This window comes from Acidimicrobiales bacterium, from assembly GCA_041394245.1.
Classification (GTDB): domain Bacteria; phylum Actinomycetota; class Acidimicrobiia; order Acidimicrobiales; family Aldehydirespiratoraceae; genus JAJRXC01.
In genome coordinates, this window is sequence record JAWKIR010000002.1 from 393522 (window position 1) to 410226 (window position 16705).

General features: G+C 69.1%; 13 protein-coding genes. 8 read left to right on the forward strand and 5 right to left on the reverse strand.

Translation table 11 applies throughout. The annotated features are described in order from the left end of the window. Window positions 1-5: 5 nt before the first annotated feature. Both R2707_02005 and R2707_02010 read right to left on the reverse strand, forming a co-directional pair. Entirely contained in the window at window positions 6-1088 is a 1083-nt protein-coding gene (locus R2707_02005; GenBank protein ID MEZ5243843.1) for a mannosyltransferase family protein, read from the reverse strand. After that, a complete protein-coding gene (locus R2707_02010; protein ID MEZ5243844.1) occupies window positions 1085-2620 on the reverse strand; it encodes a glycosyltransferase family 39 protein in 1536 nt (511 codons plus the stop codon). The genes R2707_02005 and R2707_02010 overlap by 4 nt, the downstream gene beginning before the upstream one ends. On the opposite strand from R2707_02010, the gene R2707_02015 reads away from it, so the two are divergent. Further along, window positions 2523-4091 carry an FAD-dependent oxidoreductase gene (locus tag R2707_02015; protein ID MEZ5243845.1) on the forward strand — a complete coding sequence of 523 codons (1569 nt, stop codon included), beginning with the start codon at window positions 2523-2525 and terminating at the stop codon, window positions 4089-4091. The two genes, R2707_02010 and R2707_02015, sit on opposite strands and share 98 nt — an antisense overlap. 50 nt (window positions 4092-4141) lie before the next feature. Here R2707_02015 and R2707_02020 read toward each other — a convergent pair whose 3' ends face one another. Continuing rightward, entirely contained in the window at window positions 4142-5674 is a 1533-nt protein-coding gene (locus R2707_02020; protein MEZ5243846.1) for an acyl-CoA carboxylase subunit beta, read from the reverse strand. Window positions 5675-5708: 34 nt separating this feature from the next. Then, window positions 5709-7463, reverse strand: a complete 1755-nt coding sequence (locus R2707_02025; GenBank protein MEZ5243847.1) for an acetyl-CoA carboxylase biotin carboxylase subunit — start codon at window positions 7461-7463, stop codon at window positions 5709-5711. A gap of 18 nt (window positions 7464-7481) precedes the next feature. Here R2707_02025 and R2707_02030 point away from each other — a divergent pair, with 18 nt between their 5' ends. The 4 genes from R2707_02030 (at window position 7482) to R2707_02045 (ending at window position 12172) form a co-directional block, all read left to right on the forward strand. Next, entirely contained in the window at window positions 7482-8264 is a 783-nt protein-coding gene (locus R2707_02030) for a biotin--[acetyl-CoA-carboxylase] ligase (GenBank protein MEZ5243848.1), read from the forward strand. A 41-nt stretch (window positions 8265-8305) separates the two neighbouring features. After that, entirely contained in the window at window positions 8306-9883 is a 1578-nt protein-coding gene (locus R2707_02035) for an LCP family protein (protein MEZ5243849.1), read from the forward strand. A 67-nt stretch (window positions 9884-9950) separates the two neighbouring features. Then, window positions 9951-11222 (forward strand): UDP-glucose/GDP-mannose dehydrogenase family protein, encoded by a 1272-nt coding sequence (locus R2707_02040; protein MEZ5243850.1) that lies wholly within the window; start codon window positions 9951-9953, stop codon window positions 11220-11222. Further along, complete coding sequence (locus R2707_02045) at window positions 11222-12172, forward strand: UDP-glucuronic acid decarboxylase family protein (GenBank protein ID MEZ5243851.1); 951 nt, start codon at window positions 11222-11224, stop codon at window positions 12170-12172. Before R2707_02040 ends, R2707_02045 begins: the two co-directional genes overlap by 1 nt. 36 nt (window positions 12173-12208) lie before the next feature. Here the strand turns inward: R2707_02045 and R2707_02050 are convergent, their stop codons facing one another. After that, on the reverse strand, window positions 12209-13168 hold the full coding sequence (locus R2707_02050) for a GDP-L-fucose synthase (protein ID MEZ5243852.1): 960 nt from the start codon (window positions 13166-13168) through the stop codon (window positions 12209-12211). A gap of 65 nt (window positions 13169-13233) precedes the next feature. Here R2707_02050 and R2707_02055 point away from each other — a divergent pair, with 65 nt between their 5' ends. Genes R2707_02055 through R2707_02065 form a run of 3 tightly spaced genes read left to right on the forward strand, consistent with a single transcriptional unit; the run spans window position 13234 to window position 16689 of the window. After that, window positions 13234-14322 carry a glycosyltransferase family 1 protein gene (locus tag R2707_02055; GenBank protein ID MEZ5243853.1) on the forward strand — a complete coding sequence of 363 codons (1089 nt, stop codon included), beginning with the start codon at window positions 13234-13236 and terminating at the stop codon, window positions 14320-14322. Continuing rightward, window positions 14319-15419, forward strand: coding sequence for a glycosyltransferase family 1 protein (locus tag R2707_02060; GenBank protein ID MEZ5243854.1), 1101 nt, complete (start codon window positions 14319-14321; stop codon window positions 15417-15419). The genes R2707_02055 and R2707_02060 overlap by 4 nt, the downstream gene beginning before the upstream one ends. Window positions 15420-15462: 43 nt before the next feature. Continuing rightward, window positions 15463-16689 (forward strand): glycosyltransferase family 4 protein, encoded by a 1227-nt coding sequence (locus R2707_02065; GenBank protein MEZ5243855.1) that lies wholly within the window; start codon window positions 15463-15465, stop codon window positions 16687-16689. Window positions 16690-16705: the final 16 nt, after the last annotated feature.

Sequence of the window (16705 nt, forward strand, 5' to 3'; positions counted from 1 at the left end):
CCGCGTCACGGGACGTAGACCCCGTTGAGTGCAAGCGTGGTGACGATGGTGAGCGCGACGGCCGACGCCGTCGGGAGCCAGCGGTCGAGACGTTGGTTCCTGCTGATCATCGCCGCCGCGATCACCAGCGGGAACACACTCAGGGCGTATCGCTCCATCGAGTTCAGGTTGTCGGCTGCGACGAGCATCAGCGTCGACGGGATCGTGTAGACCCACAGGTCGACCGAGAGCTTGCGCACCACGTGGACGGCGAGTCCGATGAGGATCAGGGCGGCCAGGCTGTGGAACAGCTCGCCTTGGTCGCCGCCCAACCCGTCGATCAGTCCGCGCACGAGACGGCTCACGGGTTCGGTGACCTCGCCCCGCAGCTCTCGCTGCGCGTCGATGGGTGCCCGCCAGCCGCCCTGTTCCCGTTCCGCCCACACGAGAAACGTCAGGGTGCCGAGCGGTGCGGATGCGACACCGAGCAGGGCAACGGGCGATCGACGGTCGGTCTGCCAAGCTCGCACCGCCGCCGGGAACGCCAGCAGCCCGGCGACCGGACGAGTGAGGCCGGCGAGGAACCCGAGAAGCGCCGTCGCCCCCCACCGCCGGGACCGCGCCGTGAGGAAGAATCCCATGGCGAGGCACAGGTAGAGCGATTCGCTGTAGCCCAGTACGAGCACGAAGGCGGGCGGGAAGAGGGCGAAGAGTCTGACGGTGCGGCGGGCGGTCGCGTGGTCGCCGGTCTCCTGGACCGTGAGGCGATGGAGGAACATCCCGGCGACGAGCGCGAGGACATTGGAGAGCACGACGAGTGCGATGTCGGGTCGATCGCCGATCATTCCGAAGAATCGGCCCATCAGCGGCCACAACGGGAAGAACCGGACGCCACCCCGCAGCGCCGGAGAGTCGTAACCGTCGAGGGCCAGATCGCGGTACCAGGTCCCGTCCCAGGGTATGAGCCCGTCGTCGATCGGGGAGAAGGCCGGCGGTGGTTCGAGCCGGTCGAGAATCGCCCAGGTGGCGATGTAGGCCGTCGCCACATACAGGCGCGCTTCGGTCCACGAGGTCAGCGAGGCGATGAAGTCGCGTCTCCACCCCTTCATGACAGCGGCTCGTAGCGAGTGAGCAGCATCGGTTCGAACACCGACGCCGGCGCGATGACCTGGTTGGCACGGTGGGTGCGGTTCAGCGAGTCGATGATGGCTTCGCAGCGGTTGCCGAGGCTCCGGTAGCCGAGCCCGGCGACGAGCCAGATGTCGTTGCCGGCCGCCGCGGCTTCGAGGCGAGCCAGGTAGTCCTCCGGCGATGTCGCGTCGATCACGTCGGCATAGTCCTGCCAGTCGATCAGGGTGCCGTCGCCGCGGGGATAGGCGATCGTCTCGAGTTCGGCGGTCAGAGAGCGGATCGTGGCCGGCCCCAGCTGGTCCGGACAGAAGGCGACCACGTCGCCCGGTTGGTGGTCTCGGTCGATCGCGGCGGCGACCTCGCCGGCCTGGGTGCGGTCGCGGCGTGCCTCGTCGACTCCGATCGCCAGGCCGAACAGCACGACGAGCGCCACGGCGATGGTTCCGGCTCGCCCAGGGATGAGTGTCAGGCCCCGCGCCGCGAGCAGGAGGAGGAAGGGGACGACGACTGCGGCGTAGCGGCTCTCGAATGCTCCGGCAGTCAGGAGGGCGACGGCGCCCCCGATCGCCAGTGTGAGCACCACTGCCAGCGCAGCGATGGTCAGCGGCCCTCGGGAGAAGCGCAGCACGATGCCGTCGGGCCGGCTTGCTCCCCATGTGCCGAGGACGACGAGCACGAGCAACACGATGCCGAGGAGTTCACCCTCGAAACGGTTGTTGCCCCCGACGGCCTGCATCGACTCGATCACGACCTCTGCCGGACGGGCCCGGTCGGCCCACGGCGTGCCGGTCGAGCCCAGCTGCTCCAAGAAGACGCCGAGCCACACGACGAGCGTTGCGGCGCCGGCGGCGATGGCACCGCCGAGGCGGAGCACGAGACCACGGCGCTCGGGCTCAACGAGGTATGTCGCTGCGAGCATCGTGAACGCTGCGCCGATCAGCCAGAACGACCAATAGTGGGTGTGCACCAGCGCGGCGGTCGCCAGCGCGACCAACGCCAGCCGTCTCGGGTTCGGCTCGTCGATTGCCCGCTCGACGGCGAGCCACCCGCAGGCCACGAGGAACGACAGCAGTGCGTACATGCGCGCTTCGGTGCCGTAGCGCAGCAGGAACGGCGAGGTCAGAGCGACGAGGGCGGCGACGGCCGCGAGGTGCGGGGAACGTCGCCGGCCGAGGGCCCACGCCACCGGCACGGTTGCGAGGGAGAAGGCCCCCGACAGTGCCCGCACCGCGCCGTTCGAGTCGCCGAAGAGGTCCATCCACCAGCCGAGCAGCAGGTAGTAGAGGCTCGGATGACCGTCGTGGCGAAGCGCGTCGACCATGTCGCCGAACCCGAGCCTCGCGATGTTGACCGACAACGCCTCGTCGAGCCACAGGGGTGACGGCGCGACGACGCGCAGCACGACCCCTCCGATGAGGGCGACAGCGGCGAGTCCGAGTCCGGCTCCCCGCCACCGCCATGGTGGGGTCGTGTCGTCTTGCCCGTGGGTTGCGGGAGCGGCGGTGGCCACGAGAGGCGAATCTAGCGGGAAGTGTTCGCCGGGCCGCGATGCTGTTCCCCGCCACCGGACGACTGCAGCTCCCCGTTGCACGGCGGCCGGGCCGGTAACCTCGGCGGCGATGCCAACTCGAATCGTGATCATCGGCGGCGGTCCTGCCGGAAACTCGTGCGCCACCACGGCGGCTCGTCTGGGGGCCGACGTGACCCTCATCGAGCGTGACGTGATCGGCGGTGCCGCCCACCTCAACGACTGCATTCCCTCGAAGGCGATGATCGCAACGGGCAATGCCCGACAGTTCGTGCGCCGCGCCGGGCGGATGGGGCTCGGCGAGGTCGGCTCAGAGGTCGATCTCGAGCATCTCGCCCTGCGTCTGCGCACGATCGAGGGACGCCTCGAGTCGCAGGTCCGCTCCCTGCTGGCCAGCCAACACGTCAACCTGATCCACGGCTCCGGCACGATCATCGACGAACACACGGTCCGTTCGGTCTCCGACCAGGGCACCTTCGATCACCAGGCCGACATCATCGTGTTGGCCACGGGTAGCCGTCCCCGCATCCCCGACTGGGCGCCCATCGACGGTGACCGGATCATGACCACGCGCGACGCGTATCCGCCGAAGTCGCTCCCGAGCCATGCCATCGTGATCGGTTCGGGTGTCACGGGTGTGGAATTCGTCCACCTGTTCGAGTCGATGGGGTGCGAGGTCACGCTCGTCGTGAGCCGCCAGCAGGTGCTGCCGGGCAAGGACGCCGAGGTCGCCGCGGCCCTGGAGGAGGACTTCCTGCGGCGTGGTGTGCGCCTCTTCAAGGGTGCTCGGGCAATCGGGATCGATCGCGACGGCGACGACGTGATCGTCAACTGCGACGATGGGCGGATCGCCCGGGGCTCCCACGTGCTCCTCGCGATCGGTTCGATTCCCAACAGCGAAGAACTCGGCCTCGCCAACGCCGGTGTCGAAGTCGACGGCGGCTACGTCCCGGTCGACATGAACCTGGTGTCGAACGTTCCCCACATCTACGCCGCCGGCGACCTGTCGGGTCGACTGCCACTGTCGTCGGTCGCCTCCATGCAGGGCCGCAAGATCGCCGAACACGCCATGGGTGCCCTACACCCGGAGCGGAGCCGGCTCATCGACTACGACAAGGCGGCATCGGCGATCTTCACGGAGCCCGAAATCGCCGATGTCGGGCTGGCAGAGGCCGATGCATTCTCCGAGGGTCGCAAGGTGCGCGTGACGAAGGTTCCCTTCGCGTCGGCTGCGAAGGCCCTCATCAACGACGACTCGCGCGGCTTCGTCAAGATCGTGTCCGACCCTGCGACGGGTGTGGTCCTCGGTGGATCGATCGTGGGCCGCCATGCCGCCGAGCTGATCTCGGTGCTCGCTGTCGCAGTGACCAACGGCCTCACGGTGAGCGACATCCACGAGAGCCTGCTCGTGCACCCGACTCTGGCCGAAGCCCTCAGCGAAGCGGCGGAATGACCCTCGTAGCAGGTGTAGCGGGTGTCTGACACCGGTGCGGCGGGTGGTTCCTACACGGGGGGGACGCCGTGGCGTCGACGGCTGAAGGTGCGGTCCTTCGATGCGGCGAGTGAGAGGCGGGCGATGAGTTCGCTGCGCAGGTCCTCGGGTTCGACGATGTCGTCGATGACCAGGTCGGATGCGAGCCGGAGCAGGTCCACGTCCTCGTTGAACTCGTCGCGGCGCTCGGCGATGAACGCCGCTCGTTCCGCCTCGTCGTCGATCGCCGCGATCTGATTCGCGAACACGGCGTTGACGGCGGCTTCGGCCCCCATCACGGCGATCTCGGCCGAAGGCAGGGCGATGCAGGCGTCGGGACCGAACGCGGGCCCGCACATCGCATAGAGGCCGGCGCCGTAGGCCTTGCGCAGGATCACACTCACCGTCGGGACCGTCGCTTCCGACACAGCGGTGATCATCTTGGCGCCGTGGCGGATGATGCCCTGGCGCTCGACCTCCGTACCGATCATGAATCCGGGCACGTCGGCGAGATAGATCAGCGGCACGTTGTAGGCATCGCACATCCAGATGAAGCGGGCCGCCTTGTCGGCCGAGTCGACGAACAGCACGCCGCCGTTGGCGGCCGGATTGTTCGCCACGATGCCGACGGTGTTGCCGCCGAGCCGGGCCAACCCGATGACGAGCTCCGGAGCGAAGAGGGGCTTGATCTCGAAGAAGGTGTCGGTGTCGACGATGGCGTCGATCACCGTGCGGACGTCGTAGCCCGCCTTGCCGTCGACGGGCAGGAGGTCGGCGGTGAACGGCCGGAGTGGGCCGGTCGACCGGGTCGGGGGCGGGGGCTCCTCCCAGGAGGTCGGGAGATACGAGAAGAACGCACGGGCGGACTCGATCGCGTCGGCATCGTCGACACACAGGTTGTCGCCGCAACCGGAGACGGTGGCGTGCATGCGGGCACCGCCCATCTCTTCGAGCGTGACGTGCTCGTTGATGACCTCTTCGGCCATGCGTGGAGAACCCAGGTACATCGAGGCGTTCTTCTCGACCATGAACACGACATCGCAGAACGACGGGATGTAGGCGCCGCCGGCGGCCGACGGACCGAACAGGCAGCAGATCTGCGGTACCCGCCCCGACAGGGCAACCTGGTTGTGGAAGATACGACCCGCGCCGCGACGGCCGGGGAAGAGCTGCACCTGATCGGTGATCCGGGCGCCGGCCGAATCGACGAACCAGAAGATCGGGAGATCGGATGTCAACGCCTTCTCGGTGAGGCGGACGATCTTCTCGACGGTGCGGGCGCCCCACGACCCGGCCTTGACGGTGGGGTCGTTGGCCATGACCAGCGCCGGTCGGCCGTCGACCAGACCCTGGCCGGTGACGACGCCGTCGGCGGGGAGTCCGTCGGCGAGGGCGTTGGCGAGACGACCGTCCTCCACGAAGGTCCCGGGATCGAACAGCAGCTCGATGCGGGCCCGGACGTGGAGCTTGTCGTCACGCGCGAGGCGGGCCGCGGCGCGGTCGTCGACGGTGGTGGTCGCGTCGCGCGCGGCGTCGAGGCGAGCGCGGATGGATTCGTCAGGCACGGGCCAAGTCTGGCCCAAGCGGGCGGGGTTCGGGTTACTCGATGACGGCGACGATGTCGCCGCCGCCCACGGAGTCGCCCACGGCGACCCGGATCTCCTTGATGGTGCCGGCTTTCTCGGCGCCGACGTTGTTCTCCATCTTCATGGCTTCGAGCACGACGATCGGATCGCCGACCGCCACCTCGTCGCCGACTTCGACGACGATCTTGACGATGGTGCCCTGCATCGGCACGGCGACCTCGCCCGATCCGGCGCCGCCGCCACCGCCGCCTCCACCCCCGGAGCGGCGGGCACGCGGTGCGCCTCCGCCACCGGCGGCCGGTGCGGATTCGGGGACCCACATCGAGACGGAGAAGCGCTTGCCGTTGACCTCGACATCGAGGTCCCGCTTGACCTTGGGCGCGTCGTCGGCGTCGGCGGACGCAGCCGGGGTCGCACCCACGCCGGAGAGATCCAGGACCTCTTCGACCCACTTGGTCGAGTGCTCGTTGGCGACGAAGTCGGGATGCTCGAGGATGGCGACATCGGCCGGGATCGTGGTCGCCACGCCCTCGACAACGAGCTCGCGCAGGGCCCGCAGCGCCCGGTTGATCGCGACGTCGCGGTCTCGGCCCCACACGATGAGCTTGCCGATGAGGTTGTCGTAGAACTGGCTGATCTCGTCACCCGACTCGTAGCCGGTGTCGAAGCGGGTCCCGAAGCCGTCGGGTGTCTTCAGCGTGGTGATCGGGCCGGGGGAGGGAAGGAAGGCGCCGCCGGCAGGATCCTCGGCGTTGATGCGGATCTCGATCGCGTGGCCGCGGACCTCGATGTCGTCCTGGGTGAACGGCAGCGGCTCGCCCGAGGCGATGCGCAGCTGCTGCTCGACGAGGTCGACGCCGGTGATCATCTCGCTGGCCGGATGCTCGACCTGGAGGCGGGTGTTCATCTCGAGATAGTGGAAGCCGCCATCCTCGTAGAGGAACTCGACGGTGCCGGCGTTGACATAGTCGCAGCCCTTCGCGACGGCCACGGCTGCCTCACCCATCGCCGCGATGATGTCGTCGGGGATGCCCGCCGCCGGTGCCTCCTCGATGAGCTTCTGGTGGCGCCGCTGCGCCGAACAGTCGCGGGTGCCGAGATACACGCAGTTGCCGTGGCTGTCGGCGAGGATCTGCACCTCGACGTGGCGGGGCTTGGTGAGGTAGCGCTCCATGTAGCACTCGTCGCGCCCGAAGTAGGAGAGCGCCTCGCGCCGAGCCGAGTCGAGCTGGTCGGCGGCCTCTTCGGCGTTGCGGACGACCTTCATTCCCCGTCCGCCGCCGCCGTAGGCCGCCTTGATCGCGACGGGCCAGCCGTGCTCCTCGCCGAACGCGATGACCGTGGCCGCGTCGGTGAGGATGTCGGTCGAGCCGGGGACCCCGTGCACGCCGACCTTCTCGGCCGCTTCGCGAGCGGAGATCTTGTCGCCCATCACCTCGATGGCCTCGGGCCGTGGACCGATGAAGGTCACGCCCCGGTCGGTGATGGCCCGGGCGAAGTCGGCGTTCTCCGAGAAGAACCCGTAGCCCGGGTGCACCGCGTCGGCACCGCTCTTCTCGATGGCGTCGAGAATGGCCTCGGTGTCGAGATACGACTCGGCGGCGGTCTGGCCGCCGAGTGCGTAGGCCTCGTCGGCGAGGCGCACGTGGAGCGCCTCGCGGTCGAGTTCGGAGTACACGGCAACGGTGGCGACGCCGAGTTCGCGGCAGGCGCGAATGACTCGGACGGCGATCTCACCGCGGTTGGCGATCAATACCTTGTTGAACACGTGCTAATGGTTAGTCGAATGGACCCCTCTGATGCGACATCTGCCGACGGCTTTCTGCCGCTGAGTTCCGCGACCGCGAAGGCGGTCGGCCCCGGGCCGCTGCGACATGTCGCCTCGACCGGGTCGACCAACACCGATCTGGCCGACGAGGCACGCGCCGGCGACTCGTCCGGCACGGTGCTCGTGACAGATCACCAGACCGCCGGGCGGGGCCGCCTCGACCGGGTCTGGGAGGACGTCCCCGGCGACGCGCTCCTCGTGAGCTTCCGCATCCCGACCCCGGCCACGGGGGCCGGTGGCGTGGTGCGGGCGCTCGGCGCCGCGGCCCGGGCCGCCGTCGACGGACTCTGTCGTGACCGCGTGTTGGCCAAGTGGCCGAACGATCTCGTGGTGGTCGACGGAGCCGCGCCGGGAAAGCTCGCCGGCCTGCTGGCCGAGTTCGTCGGGGGCGACACCCCCTGCGTCGTGGTCGGCATCGGGATCAACATCCGCCCGGTGGCCGATCTGCCGGGGGCGACGTCGATGGTCGAGTGTGGGGGGCCCGACGACCGTGATCGGGTGCTGGCGGCGCTGCTGGAGGAGCTCGGACCCCGGCTCGCCGACGGTTCGGGTGTGCTCGACGATCTCCGCACGCATTCGGCCACGATCGGTTCCCGGGTGCGGGTCGAGATGCCCGACGGGATCGAGCTGCGGGGCGATGCCGTCGACCTGACCGCCGACGGCGAACTGGTCGTACAGAGCGACGACGGGGTCGACCATGTGGTGTCGACGGGCGACGTGGTGCATCTCCGGAGTGCGTGACCGCCCTCGAAACGGGCGAATGCTCCACTAACCTCCGCCCGATGTCCTCGTCCGGCACCGTCGTCGTTCGGCGCACGTGGCCACAACGTCTCGTGATCCTCTGCTCCCTCGGTATCATCGCCGCGGCCATCGGCGCGTCGTGGTTCCTCAACGACGTCTACGAGTCGTTCACCGACCTCGGACGTGTCGAGTTCGCGGCCGATGTCCTCATCACCGACACCGACCCGGGCGAGCCGGTCAACTTCCTCCTGATCGGGGAGGACAGCGCCGAGGGGCTCGACCCCGACGACCCGGCCGGTTTCGCGCGTGAGGTCGATCCGCGTGGGTTCCAGGCCGACAGCATCACCATCTTGCGGGTGAACCCCACGACCGGACAGGCCTGGGTGCTGTCGCTCCCGCGTGATCTGCTGGTCGATGTCCGAGGGACGGAACGCAAGATCAACTCGTTGCTCCTGGTGGAGGGGCACGAGCTCCTCGTCGAGACGATCACAGCGAACTTCGGGATCACGATCAACCACTTCATGTCGCTCGACTTCCTCGGTTTCCGCGAGGTCGTCGACGAACTCGGCGGCATCCCGGTGTGGTTCGCGCATCCGGCCCGCGACTACAAGCCGTCGACCGGCGAGAACCCGAGTGGTCTCAACATCACGACGGCCGGGTGCCATGTGCTCGACGGCGAGCAGTCGCTGCAGTACGTGCGCTCACGCTTCTACCAGGAGCTGATCGACGGAGACTGGACGACCGTGGGCAACTCCGATTTCGGTCGCGTCGAACGCCAGCAGGATTTCCTGGTGCTCGCGCTGGAACGGGCCATCGACCGGGGCGCGCGCAATCCGACCCAGCTCGCGTCGCTCATCGCCGCAGGCGCGTCGAGCCTCGTGCTCGATGCCGAACTCACCGTCGCCGAGCTGATCGACGTCGGCGAGGCGTTCAGCAACTTCAATCCCGAGAACCTCGACCGCTACAGCATCGAGGTCAGCACGATCTTCGACGGGTCCACCTATGTCGGTGAGCGGGCGATCGAGGGGCGCAACGACGAGATCTTCGCGATCTTCAGGGGCGACGCCGACCTGCGTAGTGCGAGCGACGTCGCCTTCGAGCTCTACGGAACCGATCAGTCCGAGACCGAGCGCATCGCGGTCGAGCTCGGCGCCCAGGGCTTCACGATCGGACGTACGTTCACGGTCGACCGGGCCGAGACCGGCAACGTGGTCGTGTATCCGACGGGGGAGCGGGCAGCGGCCGAGACGGTCGCCCGCTACCTGCTGCCGATTCCGCGTCTGGTGGAAGACCCGGGCGCTGCGGGCCTGTCGGTCGTCCTCGGCACCGAACACGAGCAGGTGCTGATCTTCTATCCCCATGACGTGCCGACCATGCGCGCCGCGGTCGCCGCGCAGGGCGACGGTCCGGTGCCGTCGCTCGACGGCGCGACCGAGATCGGCACCACGAGCACGTCGGGCACCCTCCCGACCACGACGAGCGCTCCCGAGTCGACCACCACGACGAGCACCCCCGAGTCGACCACCACGACGACCACCATCCCCACCGACGAGCCGGCCGCACCCACGACGACCGGCGGGATCATCGGCCGACCGCCCGAAGGCCAGTCCTGCAGCTAGTCGGCTCGTACACTCACAAAGGGCCGGGATTCGGCCGATTCGAGCGGAAGAACTCGAAGGAGCGTCAATGACGAGCAAGATCGCAGTAATCGGCACCGGCTATGTCGGCCTCACGACCGGCGCGTGCTTCGCCCACCTGGGCCACGACGTGATCTGCGCCGATGTCGTCCCGGAGAAGGTCGAGCGCCTGCGCAACGGCGATGTCCCGATCCACGAGGCGGGTCTCACCGAACTCGTCCAGGAGGGCATCGACACCGGGAGGCTCAGCTTCGTTCTCGGGGCCGAGAACGCCGTCGGCGACGCCGAGTTCATCTACCTGTGCGTTCCGACGCCGCAATCGGCCGACGGTTCCGCCGATCTGAGCTACCTCCAGTCGGCCGCAGCCGAGATCAGCGCGCACCTCCAGCCGGGCGCGATCGTGGTCAACAAGTCCACGGTGCCCGTCGGATCCACCCGGCTGGTGGAGCAGGCCATGAAGCGGGCCGACATCCCCGTCGTGTCGAATCCCGAGTTCCTTCGCGAAGGCACCGCCGTCGACGACTTCCTGAATCCCGACCGTGTGGTGATCGGGGCCGACGACCAGGCGGCAGCCGGGCGTGTGGCCGCGTTGTACCTCGGTGTGCGGGCTCCGGTGATGGTCACCGATCCCGCATCGGCCGAGACCTGCAAGTACGCGGCCAACGCCTTCCTGGCCACGAAGCTGTCGTTCACCAACGCCATCGCCGCCGTGTGCGAAGCCGTGGGCGCCGACGTCAACGACGTGCTGCTCGGCATGGGCTACGACCACCGGATCGGTCACGAGTTCCTCCGACCCGGCCCCGGCTGGGGCGGTTCGTGCTTCCCCAAGGACAGCCGGGCGATCATCTCGATCGCCGAGGACGCGGGCTACGACTTCGCGCTGATGCGTGGCGTCGTCACCGTGAACGACGAGCAATTCGATCGGATCGTGCGCAAGGTCGGTTCGGTCACGCCGCTCGACGGCGCCCGCATCGCGCTGCTCGGACTCGCCTTCAAGGCGGGAACCGACGACACCCGTGAATCACCGGCGCTGGCCGTGGCCCGTCGACTCATCGCCGCCGGTGCCACGGTCCGCGGCTACGACCCGGCCGTGAAGGAGGTCGACATCGACGGCCTCGAAGTGGTCGACGACGCCTACGCCGCGTGCGAGAACGCGAACGCGCTCGTCATCGCGACCGAGTGGGACGACTTCAAGTGGCTCGATCTCGACAAGATCGCCGCCAGCATGGCCGAGAAGCACATCGTCGACGCGCGCAACCTGCTCGACCGTGGCGCCGTCAAGCGCCGCGGCTTCTCCTACCAGGGTGTGGGGCGCAACTGATGGCGCGTGTCGTGGTGACCGGCGGTGCCGGTTTCCTCGGTTCGCATCTGTGTGACCGCCTCGCCGAGCGCGGCGATCAGGTCGTCTGCATCGACAGCCTGGTGACCGGCAACCTCGACAACATCGCTCACCTGGTCGACACGCCCGGGTTCGAGTTCATCGAGCACGACGTGTCGAACTACGTCCATGTCGACGGCGAGGTCGACGCCGTCCTGCACTTCGCGAGCCCGGCGTCACCGATCGACTACCTGGAGATGCCGATCCAGACCCTGAAGGTCGGCTCGCTCGGCACCCACAACACCCTCGGCCTGGCGAAGGCGAAGGACGCGACGTTCTTCATCGCGTCGACCTCCGAGGTCTACGGCGACCCCCACGAGCACCCGCAGCGCGAGACCTACTGGGGCAATGTCAACCCGGTCGGGCCGCGCGGTGTCTACGACGAGGCGAAGCGCTTCGCCGAGGCGATGACGATGGCCTACCACCGCTATCACGACCTCGACACCCGCATCGTGCGCATCTTCAACACATATGGGCCGAAGATGCGGACCAACGACGGGCGGGTGGTCTCGAACTTCATCGTGCAGGCCCTCAACGGCGAGAACCTCACCATCTACGGCGACGGTTCCCAGACCCGCAGCTTCTGCTACGTCGACGACGAGGTACGGGGCCTGATCGCCCTCCTCGACTCGAACGAGCACGACCCCGTCAACATCGGCAACCCGAGCGAGTTCACCGTGGCGGAGCTCGCCGAGATCGTGGTCGACGTGGTCAACTCCGCGTCCGAGGTGGAGTACCACCCGCTGCCCGTCGACGATCCGACCCAGCGCCGACCCGACATCACCCGAGCCAAGGAGCTGTTGGGCTGGGAGCCGGTGGTCGAGTTGCGCGAGGGCATCGAACGCACCGCGGCGTACTTCGCCCGCGTGCTCGCCGACACCGCGTCGGCCTAGACGAGAGGGCCTGATCCGGCTCGGACGGGCCCGGACCTAGTTGCGACGGGACTCGGCGAGCTCGCGGTTGGCCTCGAACCATTCGATCGTCGCCGCGAGGCCCTCCCGGAAGTCGGTCTCGGCGACGAAGCCGAACAGCTCCCGTGCGCGCGTCGCGTCGACACAGCGACGCGGTTGACCGTCGGGCTTGGACCCGTCCCAGCGGATGCGGCCCTGGAAGCCGGTGAGTTCGGCCACGATCTCGACGAGCTCCTTGATCAGGAGTTCGCGATCGGCCCCGAGGTTGACGGGCTCGGCGCCGTCGTAGAGCTCGGCGGCCTTCACGATGCCGTCGGCTGCATCGTCGACATAGAGGAACTCGCGCGATGCCGACCCGGTGCCCCACACCTCGATCTCCTCGGCGCCCTCCTCGCGGGCGAGCACGCACTTGCGGATCAGTGCGGGAATGACGTGGGAGACGTCGGGATGGAACTTGTCGCCCGGCCCGTAGAGGTTGGTCGGCATCAGGTAGATGCCGCACTGGTCGTATTGCTGACGGTTGGCCTGGAGATGGGTGAGTTGGGCGAGCTTCGCGATGCCGTAGGGCGCGTTGGTCTCCTCGGGGTATCCCGTCCACAGCGAGCTCTCGTGGAAGGGCACGGGCGTGTGCTTCGGGTAGGAGCAGATGGTTCCCACCACCACGGTCTTCGCCACACCGGCCACGCGGGCAGCCTCGATCACGTTGGTGCCGAGCAGGAGATTGTCGAGATAGAGCGTCGCCGGGTTCGCCATGTTGGCGCCGATGCCGCCGACGCGGGCAGCCAGATGGATCACGCAGTCGGGGCGGGTCGCAGCCACCGCGGCGTCGGCCGCGGCGCGGTCGGTGAAGTCGACATCGGTGCTGCTCGGGGTGTGGATGTCGGTCACGCCGCGGGCTCGAAGCGCTGCCTGGACCGCCTGGCCGAGAAATCCGGTGCCGCCGGTGATGAGGATTCGCTGTTGTTCGAACGCAGCCATCCCGGAAGCGTACTTGCGTGTGGCGCGCCACGAACGGTCGTCGCCGTGACAGACTCCCGGCCGTGATGCCTCGTGTCGCCGCCGTCGTCGAACAGTGCTGGCATCGGGTGCCGGGCGGGACGGCGACGTCGACGGTGCGCACGCTCGACGCGATCGCTCGTCGCGGGAACTGGGACGTCGTCGGGGTCGCCGCCCACCATCGCGAGTCGCCGTCGACCCTCGCGACGCCGACCATCCCGGTCGTGCAGCTTCCCCTCGGGCGTCGCGTCCTGTACGAGTCGTGGCATCGGTTCCGTCGTCCGGCCCTCGGACGGTGGGTCGGGCCGGTCGACGTGGTCCACGCCACCGGCGGCGTCGTCCCCCCGCCGGGGCGCGCCGCGCTGGCGGTGACGGTCCACGACCTCGCCTTCCTGCACCGGCCGGAGCACTTCACCCGCCACGGTGTGTCCTTCATGACCCGCAGCTTCGATCTGGCCCGGGCCACCGCGGGGGTGATCATGGTGCCATCGCAGGTCACGGCGGACGACTGCGCCGCGCACGGGGTCGCCCCGGACCGGATCGTCGTCGTGCCGTGGGGTGTCGCCCCGGCGGAGGTGACCGACCCGGACCGCGAGCGCGTGCGTCGCACCTACGGCCTGCCGGACACCTTCGTGCTCTGGGTGGGAAGTGCGGAGCCTCGCAAGAACCTGCCGGCGCTGGTGGAGGCGGTCCGCCGTGTCGACGGCGAGGTGCCGCTCGTGCTCGCGGGTCCTGCCGGATGGGGGATCGACGTCGAAGAGATCGTCGCTCCCACCCATGTCCGCCACATCGGGCAGGTGCCCGCCGACGATCTGGCGGTGCTGTTCGACCTCGCCTCGGTGTTCGCGCTCCCGAGCCTGCTCGAGGGGTTCGGGATGCCGGTGCTCGAGGCCATGGCGCAGGGGACGGCGGTGGTGACGAGCGCCGGTACCTCGACCGAGGAGATCGTCGGCGATGCCGGAGTGGTCGTCGACCCGACCGACGTCGACGCGTTGGCTGCGGCCATCGGGGATCTGCTCGGCGACGACCGACGCCGCGCACAGGTCGCGCAGGCCGGCCGACGGCGTGCCGAGTCGATGACGTGGGACAGGACCGCCGAGCGCACCGAGGCCGCCTACGAGCGGGCGCGGGGATGATCCGGGTCGCGGCGAATCTCGCCTGGCTGGTGCCCGGTCGGGTCGGGGGAAGTGAGGAATACACGATTCGGCTGCTGTCGGCGGTCATCGCCGCCGCGCCGGCCGACATCGACCTGCGCGTGATCGGGGCGCCGGCACTCTTCGCCGCCCACCCGGGGTTGCGGGCCGCCGAGTGCGTGACGTTGCGCGGCCCACAGACGATGCGACCCTGGCGGATCGCGTCGGAATCGACCATCGTCCACCGGGCCACCCGTGACGCCGACGTCGTCCATCACTTCGGCGGACGGGTACCGGCGCGGAACCACGGCAACGACATCGTCACCATCCACGACCTCCAGCCGCTCCAGATGCCGGAGAACTTCTCCGCCGTCAAGCGGCACTACCTCGGTTTCGTGCTTCCCCGGTCGGTGCGGGCGGCCCGCATGGTGCTGACGCCGTCGGAGTGGGTCGCGTCGACCGTGGTCGAACTGCTCGGCGCCGACCCGGCGGATGTACGGCCCGTGTCGTCGACATGGGACGCCGCCGACCACATCGAGGCGAACGCCGCGGAGGTCGACGGGCTCGGCGACGGTGCGGTCGTGCTCTATCCGGCCGTGACCCACCCGCACAAGCGTCACGAACTCCTGCTCGCAGCCATGGAGCGGCTCGCTGGGCTCGACGACGACGTCACGCTGGTGCTGACCGGGGGTACCGGGCGGGCGGAGGCGGCCGTGCAGGCTGCGATCGAGCGGTCGCCGGTTCGGGTGGTTCGGCCCGGGCGCGTGTCGGCGGCACGTCTGCGGGGCCTCTATCGCCAGGCCGACGTCCTCGCCTTTCCGTCCGCCTACGAAGGATTCGGCTTGCCGGTGTTGGAGGCGATGCGGGCCGGCGTTCCGGTGGTGGCGTCCAACGCCACCGCACTGCCCGAGGTGATCGGCGACACGGGCCTGCTGGTCGACGGGGCGGACCCGGACCGTTGGGCCGAGGCGATCGTCGCCTCGTTGCACGGGGGCGCCGATGTCGAGGCCCGGGTGGCGCGGGCCCGAGCCCGCGCCGAGCACTGGAGCCCGAAGGCGGCCGCCGAGCGGTTGATCGACGCGTGGCGAGCGGTGAGCTGACGGTCGTCGACTCGCCCCCGCTCGTTGTGCGAGGCTGCCGCCCGTGCGAATCCTGGTGATCTGCCCCCACTTCGAGCCCGACGTGGCTCCGACGGGCGTGGTCATCAGCGAGATCGCCCACCGTCTGGCCGATGCCGGCCACGAGCTCGAGATCGTGACGTCGCTTCCCTGGTACACGTCACACGCCATCGAGCCGGGATGGGCGGGTCGCCTCGTACGCCGCGAGACCACACCGTGGGGTCGCATCACCCGCGTCCATCCGTTCCCCACCGACAAGCGCAACATCCCGGCCCGGGCCGCCGGATTCGCCGGGTTCACGGTGCTGGCGGGCATCTTCTCGCTGTTCCAACGCCGCCGACCCGATGTCGTGCTGGCCATGTCGCCGCCGTTGACACTCGGACTCGCCGGGTGGGTGGCGGCCCGGGCGCGACGGGCGCCGTTCGTCTTCAACATCCAGGACGTGTTCCCCGATGTCGCCGTCGAGGTCGGGGCGATCTCGAGCCCGAGGGTGATCCGAGTGTTGCGCTGGCTCGAACGGTTCATCTATCGGCGGGCCGACGCGGTCACCGTCCTGTCGGATGACCTGCGCGACAACGTCGAGGAGAAGCTCGCCGGAAGAGGTGGCACCGAGGTGCGGGTCATCCCGAACTTCGTCGACACGGCCCGGATCGTGCCGGGTCCGCGGGCCAACGGGTATCGCGACGAGTTCGGTCTCGGTGATCGCACGGTCGTCATGTACGCGGGCAATCTCGGATTCAGCCAGCCCCTCGGTCTCATGATCGACGCGGCGCGCGCCCTGCGGCACCGTGACGACCTCCTGTTCGTGATCAACGGGGGCGGTTCGACGCGTCCCGGGCTCGAGGAGGACGCGGCCGACCTCGACAACGTCCGGTTCGTCGATCTCCAGCCTGTCGAGCGACTCCCCGAGGTGCTGGCCGCCGGTGACATCCACGTGATCGCCTTGCGGCGCGGTCTCGGTCGCTCGTCGGTCCCCTCGAAGCTGTACTCGATCCTGGCGGCCGCACGCCCGGTGCTCGCTGCGGTCGACGACGGCACCGAGGTCGTGCGCGTCGTCCGGTCGATCGACGCCGGGGTGGCCGTGGAGCCCGAGGACCCCGCCGCGTTCGCGGCCGCCGTCGAGATGCTCGCCGCCGCCGATCGCGTGGGAATGGGGGAGCGGGGTCGGGCCTTCGTCGAGGAGTGGGTTTCGCCGGCCGGTGTCGCCGCCGCCTACGTCGAACTGTTCGACGACCTCCGCCACGGCCGCTGAACGAATCCCACAGGGT

Excerpts from the sequence above, each read along its gene's own strand:
- R2707_02005 (MEZ5243843.1), bottom strand. The coding sequence starts at position 1,088 with ATGAAGGGGTGGAGACGCGACTTCATCGCCTCGCTGACCTCGTGGACC.
- R2707_02015 (MEZ5243845.1), top strand. The coding sequence starts at position 2,523 with ATGAGGGCGACAGCGGCGAGTCCGAGTCCGGCTCCCCGCCACCGCCAT.
- R2707_02030 (MEZ5243848.1), top strand. The coding sequence starts at position 7,482 with ATGGACCCCTCTGATGCGACATCTGCCGACGGCTTTCTGCCGCTGAGT.
- R2707_02035 (MEZ5243849.1), top strand. The coding sequence starts at position 8,306 with ATGTCCTCGTCCGGCACCGTCGTCGTTCGGCGCACGTGGCCACAACGT.
- R2707_02040 (MEZ5243850.1), top strand. The coding sequence starts at position 9,951 with ATGACGAGCAAGATCGCAGTAATCGGCACCGGCTATGTCGGCCTCACG.
- R2707_02045 (MEZ5243851.1), top strand. The coding sequence starts at position 11,222 with ATGGCGCGTGTCGTGGTGACCGGCGGTGCCGGTTTCCTCGGTTCGCAT.
- R2707_02050 (MEZ5243852.1), bottom strand. The coding sequence starts at position 13,168 with ATGGCTGCGTTCGAACAACAGCGAATCCTCATCACCGGCGGCACCGGA.
- R2707_02055 (MEZ5243853.1), top strand. The coding sequence starts at position 13,234 with ATGCCTCGTGTCGCCGCCGTCGTCGAACAGTGCTGGCATCGGGTGCCG.
- R2707_02060 (MEZ5243854.1), top strand. The coding sequence starts at position 14,319 with ATGATCCGGGTCGCGGCGAATCTCGCCTGGCTGGTGCCCGGTCGGGTC.